The sequence below is a fragment of the Bifidobacterium sp. W8110 genome, from assembly GCF_016101375.1.
Classification (GTDB): Bacteria; Actinomycetota; Actinomycetes; order Actinomycetales; family Bifidobacteriaceae; genus Bombiscardovia; species Bombiscardovia asteroides.
Window position 1 is genome coordinate 210,256 of record NZ_JACFQO010000001.1, and the last position, 13,554, is coordinate 223,809.

Here is a 13,554-nt window from a genome sequence, read left to right on the forward strand (position 1 = left end):
CCAATTGTCTGTTTACCGGGCGGATGCTTTGCCGCCTGTGTTCGGACACCCAAAGGCTAGCACCAGATTAGGAAAATTTTCAATGGTAGAAAAATAGATCGGACTGGAAGGACTCGATAGCCGTCTCTTTCAATTACCATAGTTGGAGATGCTCGCAGTCCAGCAGATCCGGGAGGCGATTCGATGAGCAAGAAAGTGACGCTGGCCGACGTGGCTGCCAAGGCGGGGGTTGCGGTGTCCACAGCCTCCAAGGCGCTGCGCAACAGCGCACAGGTCAGCGGCCCGACAAGGGCCAAGGTGTTCAAGGCCGCGGCGGAGCTCTCCTTTTCGCTCAATGAGCGTCAGAAACAGTCCCAGCCTCCCAGCCTGCCCAAATCGGTGGGCCTGGTCACTTCGGACCTGGACGGTCAGTTCTCCATGCCTATCCTGATCGGCGCGGAAAGCTACTTCGGGGTCGAGTCCATTCCTGTTTTTCTCTGCAACGCCGGCAGAGACCCGGCTCTTGAACAGCACCATATAGATAATCTGCTGGCCTATGGCGTCAAAGGTCTGCTGATGGTCGGGTGGCGCACCGATCCACGGCCTGCGCTGACCAGTTGCCCGGTGCCGGTTGTCTATGCCAACCAGGCGTCCTTGGATCCCCATGACTGCTCGGTCGTCACCGACAACGAGGATATCGGGCGGCTTATGGTCCGGCATCTGGTCGAGGGAGGATCCAAAAAAATCGTGCTGATCGCCGGCGATCCAGCCTTCCAGTCCTCGATCAGGCGACTTAAGGGCGAGATGGCCGAACTGGATAGCCGTGGTTTGGCTGCCGTGCGTACCGTTCGGTATGGGGGCTGGAACGAAGAGACCGGACGCCGCACCATGATTAGCTTGCTGGATGAGGGAGTCGACTTCGACGGGGTGGCTTGCGGCAACGACGAGATAGCCCGGGGGTGCCTGGATATTCTGCATGATCGGCATGTTTCCGTGCCGGATAGGGTATCGGTGGTCGGGGTTGATAATCGGACGGTCATTGTCGGCAACTCGCGTCCTCCGCTGACCAGCGTCGATCTGAATCTGAAGTCCATCGGCACCAGGGCGGCCAGCTGCCTGGCTGATATGCTGGACGGCCGAGGTCACCAAGGTATCGAATGCGTCAAGGGCACACTGGTTCAGCGCGCCTCTACCAGAATGCCCTTGTAAGGCCGTTCGTCAGCAGATTTCCGAAGGTCGTACAATCCAGATCTCACTGACACAGGCGAAGCTTTCGCCCTCTAACTTTTAGCAACTTTTTTGTTTAACAAACTTTCTCTTACCATGGCCAGTGTCGGAGTGGTCGCTAGGAATTAGGGCCGCAGGCTGTCTGGTCCGGTTTCCGGTGTGGACGAGGTCATTCCTTTCAACGTCTGCATATCCCACTCAATGGAGAAGGTGCATTTCATGACCACTGCACAAGGATGCATTGGGCGGAGATTGCGGCTCATTCCGGTTCCGGTGGGATCAGCACTTTCGCAGGCGTCGGCGCCGTTGGCAGAGCATGGTGAATATGCTCTGCTCATCGTTGCTGGTCCTTGTGGGCGATGGTGATGCCTGCAGTCGTTTTGTGGCTAAGCACCCTCTGACCTAGAGGATGCTTAAGAAGGAAGGCCTTGCCTGTGTGGGCCGAGAAGGAGTGCGGCTGTCGAACAACTGGCAGGAGGCGAGCTCCGACTGGGATCAGTACCTGGATACCCCCCCCCCCCCGAGAAAGCCTATCTAAACCAGAACATCAGGTTGGAGCAGGAGGCCTACGACGAGTACCACACAAAGTGAACCCTCAAGTAAGCAAATGATTGAGCTGTTGGTACCTCACTGAAAGCATCCAACGGTTGAGGTGGACGATCCCTCAGCGGGGCATCCGTCCCGTGCTTGGCCTACTGATGTCAGTTCTGCAGTGCTTCTGACCTCCGCACGACTGGGGAAGTCGGCCTCGGAGTGTCTGCTGCAGAAAGTCCTGACGCGTGGGTGGAGGTGGTGGTTGGTGGTGTCAATTCTCTTCCGCGTCCAGCAGTACTACACCCTGGGGCGGATTGCTATCGATGGCTCCCACGGTTTCGTGCGGCAGGTAGGGCTCCTCCATGGATGCGATCTCCTCAGGCGTGAGCTCCAAATCCAGCGCAGCCGCTGCGTCGTCAAGATGCCGGGCCTTGGTGGCTCCGATGATTGGTGAGGCAACGCCTTTGGCCCACTGCCAGGCTATGGCTACCCGGGCCATAGGAACATTGTGTCGTTCTGCCACTTTTTGCACGCGGCCGATGATGGCCAGGTCATTGTTTTCGGCCCGGTCGTACTTGCCACGCGAGACCTTGTCGGTGGCGCTGCGCAGGGTGTCGGCGGTCCAGGTGGGCCGTGTCAGATGGCCGGCAGCCAGAGGGCTGTAAGGCATGAGTGAGACGCCCGTCTTTCTGCAGAAGGGGATCAAGTCCTTCTCGTCCTCCCGGTAGAGCAAATTGTAGTGGTTCTCCATGGCGCTGAAGAGGGTCCAGCGGTTGTCTTGGGCGACTTTCTGCATGTCCTGAAATTGGCTGGCATACATGGCCGAGGCGCCCAGCGCTCGCACCTTGCCGACCTGGACCAGATCGTTCAGCGCTTCCATGGTCTCCTCGATTGGCGTTTCATAGTCGAACCTGTGGATGATGTAGAGGTCCAGGTAGTCGGTGCCCAGCCGTTTGAGCGTCCCATCAATCTCCCGATGGATGGCCTTGGATGAAAGTCGCCCCTCATTGAAATAGACCTTGGATGCAATGACCACCCGGTCGCGGCTTGTATGCTTTCTCAGCGTCTTCCCCAGATATTCCTCACTGGTCCCGGCGGAGTAACCGTTGGCTGTATCGAAGAAGGTGATGCCCAGATCCAGTGCGTGCGCAACGACCGCGTCGGTTCCTTCCTCGTCGAGTGTCCAGTCGTGCATGGTGCCTGGTTGCCGAAGCTCATGCATCCCACGCAGATTTTCGATATATTGATGCCCGTTTTACCCAGTTGTGTGTATTGCATGATGAGCCCCCTAGGCCTTCCTTGGTGCGGGTGCAATCATGCTAGCAAGTTCGAGTCGGTGGAAGTCTACTTACGTGATAGTCGCGGTGTTTAAATCACTGAGCGGAAGATGTTCTATGCTTGATGGACGCTGAAGCCTACTCTGATGCGCTCTGAGCCAGTTCAATTTGAAAATTACATTTGTGCATTATTGATATCAACCATGTTGATGTACTTCCATTAAAGTTCAAGCCAGCTTTTCAAAATGCACGTTAAAAAAAGTAATGGAAGTACATCGTTGAACTTCTACAGTGCTTCGGTCATTGCTGCATCATTCAATAGCCCTTGACCATAAAGACAGATATACGGGAATGTTCCCGCTTATGGATAGCTTAGTTCCATTAAGCGAGGAAGTACTCTGGTCAATGGACAGAGTGGATTTGAATTCCTTCACCAGGGTATAGATCCCACGGTATAACCAATAGATATGATGATTTTCAGGACAGACATAATAAGAGAATAAGTGCACTCTGCTTTCTGCAATTGTATCCAAATAGGGAAGAGACTGACTAATGAAATAGCTGGTTTTAGAAGTATCGGGATTATTGGAAGTGGAGGAACAAACTGTATTGTCCTTTCCTGGGAACAGCACAAAACATGTCTCGTTTTTAGCCGGACCATGTATTCGCCAAGCTACATCACACATACCAGAATCATAAAGTGGTGATTCATTCGTAATTAACTTGTCGGCCTCTTTGTTTTCAGTCATGAAATCGATAGCAAGCGACGGCTTTGTATAAGGCTGATTAATGGGTGGCACATTTATTTCCACTTGTGCATCGACGGAGAGTAGTTGCATCGCTTTGCCCCTTCTTTACCATTATGATTTACTGCATTCATTGGAGTGCTTTTGTAGCATCACTATGAATCATCGTGATGGTGCAACGCTGCCAATTCAATTATATCCTATCTATATCGCTCGGGAACGCATGATAACGGTGTCTGAATATTTATATTATTAAGCTGGAATAAACTACTGCTGTTTTCGTCTAGGGTTAATTATCCATCAACCATGGGTTCGATGCGTATTTCCGACGCTCAGGTGATCTTGATAGCGATTTAAGTAAAGATGTGCATCTATCAAGAAGTGGTTTTATAGGAAAAACCGCTTCGAAATTAAAGATCAGCTCAGCAGTCACGCGATCAGTCAATATCAAAAAGGCTAGAGCGAAGAAAACTCCTAAAGCTCTACCTATGTAGATGGTCCAGCATGCCAGACTCGCGAAAGCATATGCTGCTCTTTCAGGATGAGTTTGTAGGCGCAATGCAATGTGCGAGCTGAGGGTACTGTATCGACCGGACACCTACAAGAGCCACGGCAAGTGGGCCCAGAGTATTTTCCTTTGCATGGCGTTTTATGGTGACACTGGTGAAAATGCTGGGGACCCAAGCGCACCCGGTTGGAAATTGGGTAGTAAACACAAACCCATCTCCCAGTCTCATAGATGTGGCCTGAGCAATGCCTTCGGACTAATTGCCAACTGCGCATGCCATTATTCCCCGCTGATACAATTAACGTAAAAGTTGAAGTTAACCTTTAATGAGGAAGGCTCACGTGGCAAGTGGAAACGATATGAGCTGTGCTGCTTTTTCGCATTTGTTGCGTTTCAAGCGTTCACATTATCCGTATTCCGATAGGTACCTTAGCGAGGTGCACAATTCGCCGGATACGCATGCAAGAACAGAAAAACAGCATATGGTGCAGTGGTTTGCAGATAATGCAACCCATGGATTGGGCGCCTATTCTCGGCAGAGGCCGAATAACAGTGCTAAAAATTGTTATAACAAATTGGAGAACGCTGCGTCGCTGCTGTGGATTGCCGAGGCGGCTGGCCTTGAAGAGTCCATCGTAGCAGCAGCTTTTGAGGCTGCGAGGCAGGCGGGAGACCATCGCCGAGCTTGCGGCGCAATCCGCAGGATCATCACCTGGTCCATGATTATTGAATCCTTGTAATGGCATTAACGTAAATCAAATATAGCTTTAATAAGTGTCTAAGTGTCGTAGGTACTCGGCTTTCAGCGGAGACTGCTTAGAGCAAGGGTAGTTTTTTGCACAGGTTCGTAAAGAAAGGGTTGCATATGGCCGAGATTATTTGTCCCAAATGCGGAACCGCATTCACCATTGACGAGGCCGGATATGCCGATATTCTGAAGCAGGTTCGTGACAAGGATTTTGACAAGCAGCTTCATGAACGGCTTGAGCAGGCCAAAAGGGAGAATAGCAAGATCCGCGAACTTGACCAGGCGCAGGCTGAACAGACGCTGCAGAAAACCAAAAGCGCTAAGGACGCCCAGATACAGGAGCTGCAGGCAAAGCTGGAATCCGAGCAGGCTGCAAAGGAACTGGCTGTTTCAGAAGCCTTGAGGAAGGTCGAGAAGGAGAAAGACGATTTGAGCGCCAAGCTGGACAAGGCCGAGTCGGAGAAGCAACAGGCGCTCGATCTGGCAGAGGCCAATTCCAAGAGCGAGTTACAGAAGGCGGCTGCGGACAAAGATGCCGAGATCGTCAAGTTGCAGAATCAACTGGATGCTTTTGATTTGCAGAAGAAGCAGGAGCTTGCACAAGCGCTGAGTCCTGTGGAGAAGGAGCGCGATGATTTCAAGGGCAGGTTTGAGAGGCTGCAGCTTGAGAAGGAATCGGAGGAGAAGCTCTCCAAGGAGCAGCTGAAGTCGCGGCTGCAGGCGGTCGTTGCGGACAAGGATTCCGAGATAGCAGAGTTGAAGAGCAGTCTGGACAAGGCGGAGCTGCAGAGGAAGGTCGAGGCCAGGTCCCTCAAGGAGCGTTACGAGGTCCAAATCCAGGATCGTGATGATCAGATTGAGCGTCTGCGTGACCTGAAGGCGAAGCTGTCCACCAAGATGGTGGGGGAGACGCTTGAGCAGCATTGCCAGATCGAATTCAACAAGCTGCGGTCCACGGCCTTCCCCAATGCCTACTTCGAGAAGGACAACGATGCCAGGACGGGCAGCAAGGGTGACTTCATCTTCCGCGACAAGGATGATTCCGGCACGGAGATCGTGTCCATCATGTTCGAGATGAAGAATGAGACGGACACCACCTCCACCAAGCACAAGAACGAGGACTTTTTCAAGGAGCTCGACAAGGACAGGCGGGAGAAGCACTGCGAGTACGCCATCATGGTCTCCCTGCTGGAGCCTGACAGCGACCTGTACAACACGGGTATCGTGGATGTCTCCTATCGCTACCCGAAAATGTATGTCGTCCGCCCGCAGTTCTTCATACCGATAATCACCCTGCTTCGTGATGCTGCCAAGAACTCTTTGCAATACAAGAACGAACTTGAAGAGGAGAGGGCGCAGAACATCGATATAGCGCATTTTGAGGATGAGTTGGAGTCTTTCAAGAGCGCTTTTGGCCGCAATTATGATATCGCCTCGAAAAAGTTCAAGACCGCAGTGGAGGAGATTGACAAATCCATCAACCACCTGAACAAGATCAAGGATGCCCTGCTGGGCTCCGAGAACCAGCTTCGCCTGGCCAACAACAAGGCACAGGACGTGACCATACGAAGACTGACCAGAAACAATGAAACCATGAAGGCCAAGTTCGACGAAGTAAAGAAGTCCAAAGCCATAGGAGACTGAGACCAGGAACGGTGCAGCCATGTGAGGGGTTGGATGTAGACGGCTTCTCTGATTTTGTAGTGGGGATGTTTAACCATAACTGGTTGCACCATGTCAGTAACTGTTCTGATTTTCCGCAAATATGCTGAGATAGAAAAACAAAGGCTCGGAATTCAAACGATTCCGAGCCATATTGGTAGCGGGGTCAGGATTTGAACCTGAGACCTCTGGGTTATGAGCCCAGCGAGCTACCGAACTGCTCCACCCCGCGTCGGCTGTTTAACACAGCAGTTATCTATGTTACGGATTCCAGCGCACTTGTCAAGTCCGTGTGTGGGAAGGCCTACGCTGGGCCATAATGGAATCATGCCTATCACCATCCCCACCGGATTGCCGGCCAGATCCATCCTGGATTCGGAGCGCATCTTCGCCCTGGAAAGCCACGAGGCGGAGCGCCAGGAGATGCGTCCGCTCAGGCTGGTCATCCTCAATCTGATGCCTACCAAGGTGGAGACCGAGACCCAGCTGTTGCGGCTGATCTCCAAGTCACCGCTTCAGGTGGAGATCGACTTCATGAAGACTTCCACCCATCAGGCCGTGCACACCAGCATGGATCACTTGGTCAAGTTCTACGAGAATCTGGATTCCTTCAAGGACAACTGTTATGACGGTCTTGTCGTGACGGGTGCCCCAGTGGAGCAGATGGACTTCGAGCAGGTCGATTACTGGGAGGAACTGACCCGCATTCTGGACTGGGCCTCTACCCATGTTTTCTCCACTATTTATCTGTGCTGGGGGGCCATGGCCGGGCTCTATTACCGCCACGGCATCGCCAAGCGCGACCTGGATCGCAAGGTCTTCGGGGTCTTTCCTCAGTATCTGCAGGACGAGTACTGCTTCATCACCAATGGCTTCGACGAGATAGCCCTGCAGCCCCACTCCCGCTGGGCCGGGGTGGACGAGGACCAGGTGCGGGCCTGTCCTGATCTGCAGGTACTGACCTGGGGTCCCCAGTCGGGTTCAGGGCTTATCTGCACCCAGGATTTCTCGGAGATCTTCGTGCTGGGCCACTGGGAGTACGACCGTGACACTCTCGCTCACGAGTACCAGCGTGACATGGCCAAGGGCCTGGGTCAGGTGCCTTTCCCGGTCAACTACTACCCTCACGACGATCCGACATTGGAGCCGGTCTTCTCCTGGCGGGCCCATGCCAACCTGCTCTGGCGCAATTGGCTGAACTGGGTCTACGAGACCACCCCTTACGACCTGAACCAGGTGCCGACTCTGCGAGCGGCGGGCCAACTAGGCACCGACCGATCCATCAGACACGCTCCTGGAAGCCCACGCGCCGACGGATATCGTCCCTTGTCTGGTGACGGGTACGGGCTTATTCCCGGCGTTGTTAATAGTTAATGACGTTTGGATTAAATCCGTTATCAACCTGTCCACACCGCGGGGCGGATTCGACGTGTGGCCACTATCTGTGACACACTGGATGAATCCATGGTTACCGTGGCTCTTGGTGTGGGCTACACTACCCATACGGTGCAGCCATGAGTCGCGTGCGCGCTATAGTGTTCACTGTGTCGTTCAGGAGGCGATAGATGCTAGAGGCAATGGGAAGTGAAGCTTTCAGTCTGGCCATGGCCAAGCCGAGCGAGCTACCCACCATCGAAGATTTCCTGCCTCCTGAGATTCTTTTCCAGGGAACGCCCTTTGCCATGAACCGGATCATCCTGATCAGGTTCGTGGCCATGGTCATTATCCTTCTGGTGCTGGGAATCACGGCGGCAAGGGCCAAGCTGATTCCCTCCCGCTGGCAGGGGGCCATCGAGTGGGTCATTGAGTTCATCCGTGACTCGGTCGTCTATGACACCCTGGGCGAAATTCGGGGCAAGCGCTACGTGCCCATGATCACGACAATTTTCTTGACCATCCTGGTCTTCAATCTCTGTGGCATCGTGCCAGGCATGAACATAGCGGCCACGGCCACTATCACCATGCCTCTGGTCTTCGCCATCTGGACTTTCTGCCAGTACATGGTAACGGGATTCCGGGAGCAGGGCGTCTGGGGCTACTTCAAGTCGGAGCTCTTCCCAGCGGGTGTGCCATGGCCTCTCTATATTATTCTGACGCCCATCCAGTTGCTGGAGATGGTCATCGTCAAGCCGGCCTCTCTGACCATCCGACTCTTTGCCAACATGATCGCCGGCCATCTGCTGGTGGCGGTCAGTCTGGCCTTCACCCAGTTCTACATCATCGAGGCCAGCAACAAGCTCTTGGCCCTGGCTGGCGTGGGCTGGTTCGTTCTGGGCTTCGCCCTGACGGCCTTTGAAATCTTCGTGGCGGCCCTTCAGGCCTATATCTTCGCCATCCTGACCACGGTTTACATCTCCATGAGTTACCCTGAAGAAGGTTGAGCGAAAAACAAGCTGCGGCCGGCGCTTCAGGCGGTCGCAGCCCACATATTCGTTGGTTCCGACCAGTAGACGGGGGTCGGGGCCGAACCACAATCCAAGAACCGGCAACGGTGGAGGAAAGGAAAATAAATGGACATCATCACACTTGCTGAGGTCTCCGGCAATCTGAGCATCCTGGGATACGGCATTGCAGCTCTCGGCCCCGCGCTGGGTCTGGGCATCGCCGTCGGCAAGACCGTCGAGAGCATGGCTCGCCAGCCTGAGATCAGCGGACAGCTGCGCACCACCATGTTCATCGGCCTGGCTCTGATCGAGGTGCTGGCCCTGCTGGGCTTCGTGGCGCTCTTCATCGCCTGAGCCGTGCGATTCCTGCATGATCCGGCTTCGATAAAGGAAAGGAGGAGCCAATGTACGCTCTAGCGGCAGGCAAAGGGATCAAGCTGTTTATTCCTCCGATTTACGACATCTTCTGGTCGCTGGTCATCCTGGTCATTCTGGCCGTCTTCTTCTACAAGTTCTTCATGCCCAAGTTCCAGGCCATCTTCGATGAGCGCTCGTCCAAGATCGAGGGCAACATCCAGAAGGCCGCCAAGGCTCGTGAAGATGCGGATCAGGCCCGCAAGCAGTATCAGGATCAGCTGAGCAAGGCTCGTGTTGAGGCTTCCCAGATCCGGGATGACGCCCGCGCTGAGGCCTCCAGGATCGTGGCGGATGCCAGGACCCGTGCCGAGACCGAGGCCAACCAGATCACCGAGAACGCCCAGAGATCCCTCAAGTCCCAGCAGCAGCAGGCGCTGGTCTCGCTCAAGGGCGAGGTGGGCACGCTGGCTACGGCTCTTGCCGGCAAAATCCTGGGCTCGCAGCTTCAGGATGATGCCGTGCAGTCCTCCATGATCGACTCGATCATTGCGGACCAGGGCGGGCAGTCCTCGGACAAGCGGCAGGCACGATGACTGATTGGCGGACGATGGGTACGTTGATTCCGCGAAAAGGGAGGTGACATGCGAGGAGAGACTTCGCTGAGCTCCGACAAGGAGACCAGGGCCAAGTATGCCCCTTTGCTCAAGAGCAAGGGGAAGGATGCCCTCCGCGTGGCCATGGAGCTCTATACCTTCGTGACCCTGCTCGATGCCAACAGGCCCCTGGAGCGTGCGCTGACCGACCCTTCCCGTCCGGCTGAGGACAAGTGGCGGGTGATCGACACCATCCTGGCCGACAAAGCCGATCCGCTGACCGTAGACATCCTCCATGACCTGACCAATCATCAGTGGAGCCGTGTAGTGCACATCGCCAATGCGGCCGAGGATATGTCCGTGGATGCCACCGCCTATTACGCCGATGCTTTGGGCATCACCAACCAGGTAGCCGGCGAGCTGGCTGAGATTCACTCGGCCCTGCTCGGGATGCCTCTGGTGCTCTTCCGGCTCTCGGACGAATACAGCGATTCCAGGGCTCGAGCCGACCTGCTCAGGGCTCTCCTGGCTGGGCAGCATATGCATCCGGTCACCGAGCAGATGGCCCTGAATGCCACCATCGATCTGCGTGGACGTCGCTTCCCTGACACCATCGTTTGGCTGGTGGATCGTTTCTCGGAACACATGGACCAGGTCATGGTCACCGTCACCACGGCGGTCTCCATGAAGGACGAGCAGATCAGCCGCCTGCAGGAGGTCTACGGGCGCAAGCTGGGCAAGCCGGTCCACATCAACTCGGTGGTTGACCCCTCGGTTATAGGCGGCATGAAGGTCCAGTACGGCTCGGTCTCCACCGATGGCACGGTGGCCACCCAGCTCAAGCACCTGAAGCGGCGGATGGCCGTGGCAGGATGAGCGGAGAACCGACAGACTTGAACAAGAACAGAAATAAGGAGTGATCATGGCAGAAATGACCATTGATCCCGCCGTGGTGCGCAAGGCGCTCGACCAGTTCGTCGAGTCCTACAAGCCGACGGACACCCCCACCCAGGAGGTGGGCTACGTTCGTACGGCCGGTGACGGCATTGCGCATGTGGAGGGACTGCCTGGTTGTATGGCCAACGAGCTGCTGACCTTCGAAGACGGCACGCTGGGACTGGCCTTCAACCTGGACGCCCGAGAGATCGGCGTGGTCATCCTGGGCGACTTCGCAGGTGTCGAAGAGGGCCAGGAAGTCCACAGGACCGGCGAGGTGCTTTCGGTGCCCGTCGGCGACGGCTATCTGGGGCGTACGGTCAACCCTCTGGGCGAGCCCATCGACGGCCTGGGAGAAATCAAGAGCGAGGGCCGCAGAATCCTGGAGGCTCAGGCCCCCGACGTCATGCACCGGCATCCCGTCGACGAGCCCCTGGCCACCGGCATCAAGGCCATCGACGCCATGACACCCATCGGACGCGGTCAGCGTCAGCTGATCATCGGCGACCGTCAGACCGGCAAGACGGCCATCGCCATCGATACCATCATCAATCAGAAGCGCAACTGGGAGTCCGGAGACCCCAAGAAGCAGGTGCGGTGCATTTATGTGGCCATCGGCCAGAAGGGCACCACCATCGCCTCGGTCCGTTCCTCTCTGGAAGAGGCCGGCGCCATGGAGTACACCACCATCGTGGCCTCCCCGGCTTCCGACTCCGCAGGCTTCAAGTACATTGCCCCCTACACCGGTTCGGCCATCGGCCAGCACTGGATGTACGGCGGCAAGCACGTCCTGATCGTCTTCGACGATCTGAGCAAGCAGGCCGAGGCCTACCGGTCCATCTCCCTGCTGCTGCGCCGTCCGCCGGGGCGTGAGGCTTACCCAGGCGACGTCTTCTACCTGCATTCGCGTCTGCTGGAGCGCTGCGCGAAGCTCTCCGATGACCTGGGCGGCGGATCCATGACCGGTCTGCCCATCATCGAGACCAAGGCCAACGACGTCTCGGCCTACATTCCGACCAACGTGATCTCCATCACCGACGGTCAGATCTTCCTGCAGTCCGATCTGTTCAACGCCAACCAGCGTCCCGCCGTGGACGTGGGCATCTCGGTCTCCCGCGTGGGCGGTGCCGCACAGACCAAGGCTCTGAAGAAGGTCTCCTCGACCCTGAAGATCTCCCTGGCCCAGTATCGCTCCCTGCAGTCCTTCGCCATGTTCGCCTCGGATTTGGATGCCGCCTCCAAGGCACAGCTGACCCGTGGCGCCAGGCTGACCGAGCTGCTCAAGCAGCCCCAGTTCACGCCCTACTCCATGGAGAAGCAGGTCGTTTCGGTCTGGGTGGGCACCCATGGCAAGCTGGATGATCTGGACCTGGAGGACGTGCTGCCCTTCGAGTCAGGGCTCCTGGACTACCTGGACCACAACACCGACATCCTCAAGACCATCCGCGACACGGAGGACTTCACCGACGACACCGAGAAGGCTCTGGATAAGGCCGTTGACGAGTTCGCCAAGACCTTCGTGACCCACAAGGGCCAGACCCTGGACGGCCACAAGGCCGATCAGGATCAGGAGCAGCCGGTGGACGTCCAGCAGGAGAAGCTGGTGGCCGATGGCAAGAGCGGCAGCAAGGCCGGGAAGCGGTAGACCATGGCCTCACAACTCGCATTCAAGTCAAGGATCGCCTCCACTTCGGCACTGGAGAAGATCTTCAATGCCCAGGAGATGATAGCCTCCTCGCATATCGCCAAGGCCAGGACCGTGGCCCAGGAAGCGAAGCCTTACTCCGATGCGATCTTCGATGCAGTCCAGGCCCTGGTGGCCCACACGGACGACATCCGGCACCCCATTGTCAGGAAGGACGAGAAGAACCCGCGCGTGGCTGTGCTGGCGCTTACAGCCGACCGCGGCATGGCAGGGGCCTATACCTCCTCGGTCATCCGCGAGACGGAATCTCTGCTGGCCCGCCTGGACCAGCAGGGCCGACAGCCACAGCTCTTCGTCTACGGTCGTCGCGGCGTCTCCTACTACCGTTACCGCAACCGCAGCATCGTCAAGACCTGGGAGGGCGACAGCGATCGGCCCGGTGTGGATGTGGCCAGGGAGATTTCCCAGGCGCTGCTGGAAACCTATATGACTCCAGCAGCCAGGGGGGGCGTCTCCGAGCTTTACATCGTCTTCACTGAATTCATCAACATGGTGGTGCAGAAGGTTCGGGTGCTGCGCATGCTGCCCCTGGAGCTGATCAGGCCTGACCAGGAGAAGCCTGAGGAGGCCATTGATGCCCCTGTGCCGGAGGATGAGCATGGACCTAAGGGCGACCGCTATACGGCCCTCTATGACTTCGAGCCCAGCTCCCAGGAGGTGCTGGATGCCGTCCTGCCCAAGTACATTCAGTCGCGCATCCATGAATGCCTGCTCACTTCGGCGGCCTCGGAGACCGCCAGCAGGCAGAACGCCATGCATACCGCCACCGATAACGCCAAGGGGCTGATCGACGACCTGACCCGTAGGCTCAATGCCACCCGTCAGGCGGCCATCACGCAGGAACTTACCGAGATCGTCGGCAGCGCCGATGCGCTCAACAAAGAGGAAGAGTAGGAAC

Annotated in this window: 12 protein-coding genes and 1 tRNA gene; 10 read left to right on the top strand and 3 right to left on the bottom strand. The window is 56.4% G+C overall.

Going from position 1 to position 13,554, the window contains the following annotated elements:
• Positions 1–183 precede the first annotated feature (183 nt).
• Positions 184–1,188, top strand: a complete 1,005-nt coding sequence (locus tag H3T88_RS00830; RefSeq protein ID WP_198203230.1) for a LacI family DNA-binding transcriptional regulator — start codon at positions 184–186, stop codon at positions 1,186–1,188.
• A gap of 823 nt (positions 1,189–2,011) precedes the next feature.
• On the opposite strand, the gene H3T88_RS00835 is transcribed toward H3T88_RS00830, so the two are convergent.
• Together H3T88_RS00835 and H3T88_RS00840 are read right to left on the bottom strand one after the other, a co-directional pair.
• Positions 2,012–2,935 carry an aldo/keto reductase gene (locus H3T88_RS00835; RefSeq protein ID WP_232347046.1) on the bottom strand — a complete coding sequence of 308 codons (924 nt, stop codon included), beginning with the start codon at positions 2,933–2,935 and terminating at the stop codon, positions 2,012–2,014.
• Between the two features lie 393 nt (positions 2,936–3,328).
• On the bottom strand, positions 3,329–3,856 hold the full coding sequence (locus H3T88_RS00840; RefSeq protein ID WP_198203232.1) for a hypothetical protein: 528 nt from the start codon (positions 3,854–3,856) through the stop codon (positions 3,329–3,331).
• A gap of 756 nt (positions 3,857–4,612) precedes the next feature.
• On the opposite strand from H3T88_RS00840, the gene H3T88_RS00845 reads away from it, so the two are divergent.
• Entirely contained in the window at positions 4,613–5,011 is a 399-nt protein-coding gene (locus tag H3T88_RS00845; RefSeq protein WP_198203233.1) for a hypothetical protein, read from the top strand.
• A gap of 125 nt (positions 5,012–5,136) precedes the next feature.
• Positions 5,137–6,663 (top strand): DUF2130 domain-containing protein, encoded by a 1,527-nt coding sequence (locus H3T88_RS00850; RefSeq protein ID WP_198203234.1) that lies wholly within the window; start codon positions 5,137–5,139, stop codon positions 6,661–6,663.
• A gap of 173 nt (positions 6,664–6,836) precedes the next feature.
• On the opposite strand, the gene H3T88_RS00855 is transcribed toward H3T88_RS00850, so the two are convergent.
• Positions 6,837–6,913, bottom strand: a tRNA-Met gene (locus H3T88_RS00855).
• Positions 6,914–7,008: 95 nt separating this feature from the next.
• Here H3T88_RS00855 and H3T88_RS00860 point away from each other — a divergent pair.
• The 7 genes from H3T88_RS00860 (at position 7,009) to H3T88_RS00890 (ending at position 13,550) form a co-directional block, all read left to right on the top strand.
• Positions 7,009–8,055, top strand: a complete 1,047-nt coding sequence (locus H3T88_RS00860; protein ID WP_198203235.1) for a homoserine O-succinyltransferase — start codon at positions 7,009–7,011, stop codon at positions 8,053–8,055.
• A gap of 191 nt (positions 8,056–8,246) precedes the next feature.
• Positions 8,247–9,062 carry a F0F1 ATP synthase subunit A gene (atpB, locus tag H3T88_RS00865; protein ID WP_015022487.1) on the top strand — a complete coding sequence of 272 codons (816 nt, stop codon included), beginning with the start codon at positions 8,247–8,249 and terminating at the stop codon, positions 9,060–9,062.
• 129 nt (positions 9,063–9,191) lie between these two features.
• Complete coding sequence (atpE, locus tag H3T88_RS00870) at positions 9,192–9,419, top strand: ATP synthase F0 subunit C (protein ID WP_015022486.1); 228 nt, start codon at positions 9,192–9,194, stop codon at positions 9,417–9,419.
• A gap of 50 nt (positions 9,420–9,469) precedes the next feature.
• On the top strand, positions 9,470–10,015 hold the full coding sequence (locus tag H3T88_RS00875; RefSeq protein ID WP_015022485.1) for a F0F1 ATP synthase subunit B: 546 nt from the start codon (positions 9,470–9,472) through the stop codon (positions 10,013–10,015).
• Positions 10,016–10,063: 48 nt separating this feature from the next.
• Entirely contained in the window at positions 10,064–10,891 is an 828-nt protein-coding gene (locus H3T88_RS00880) for a F0F1 ATP synthase subunit delta (RefSeq protein WP_015022484.1), read from the top strand.
• Positions 10,892–10,937: 46 nt separating this feature from the next.
• Positions 10,938–12,596, top strand: a complete 1,659-nt coding sequence (gene atpA / locus H3T88_RS00885; protein WP_015022483.1) for a F0F1 ATP synthase subunit alpha — start codon at positions 10,938–10,940, stop codon at positions 12,594–12,596.
• Between the two features lie 3 nt (positions 12,597–12,599).
• The gene (locus H3T88_RS00890; protein ID WP_015022482.1) at positions 12,600–13,550 is read left to right on the top strand and encodes a F0F1 ATP synthase subunit gamma; all 951 of its coding nucleotides are present in this window, start codon (positions 12,600–12,602) and stop codon (positions 13,548–13,550) included.
• Positions 13,551–13,554 lie beyond the last annotated feature (4 nt).

Coding starts and splice junctions, on each gene's coding strand:
- H3T88_RS00830 (WP_198203230.1), top strand. CDS start 184: ATGAGCAAGAAAGTGACGCTGGCCGACGTGGCTGCCAAGGCGGGGGTT.
- H3T88_RS00835 (WP_232347046.1), bottom strand. CDS start 2,935: ATGCACGACTGGACACTCGACGAGGAAGGAACCGACGCGGTCGTTGCG.
- H3T88_RS00840 (WP_198203232.1), bottom strand. CDS start 3,856: ATGCAACTACTCTCCGTCGATGCACAAGTGGAAATAAATGTGCCACCC.
- H3T88_RS00850 (WP_198203234.1), top strand. CDS start 5,137: ATGGCCGAGATTATTTGTCCCAAATGCGGAACCGCATTCACCATTGAC.
- H3T88_RS00860 (WP_198203235.1), top strand. CDS start 7,009: ATGCCTATCACCATCCCCACCGGATTGCCGGCCAGATCCATCCTGGAT.
- atpB (WP_015022487.1), top strand. CDS start 8,247: ATGCTAGAGGCAATGGGAAGTGAAGCTTTCAGTCTGGCCATGGCCAAG.
- atpE (WP_015022486.1), top strand. CDS start 9,192: ATGGACATCATCACACTTGCTGAGGTCTCCGGCAATCTGAGCATCCTG.
- H3T88_RS00875 (WP_015022485.1), top strand. CDS start 9,470: ATGTACGCTCTAGCGGCAGGCAAAGGGATCAAGCTGTTTATTCCTCCG.
- H3T88_RS00880 (WP_015022484.1), top strand. CDS start 10,064: ATGCGAGGAGAGACTTCGCTGAGCTCCGACAAGGAGACCAGGGCCAAG.
- atpA (WP_015022483.1), top strand. CDS start 10,938: ATGGCAGAAATGACCATTGATCCCGCCGTGGTGCGCAAGGCGCTCGAC.
- H3T88_RS00890 (WP_015022482.1), top strand. CDS start 12,600: ATGGCCTCACAACTCGCATTCAAGTCAAGGATCGCCTCCACTTCGGCA.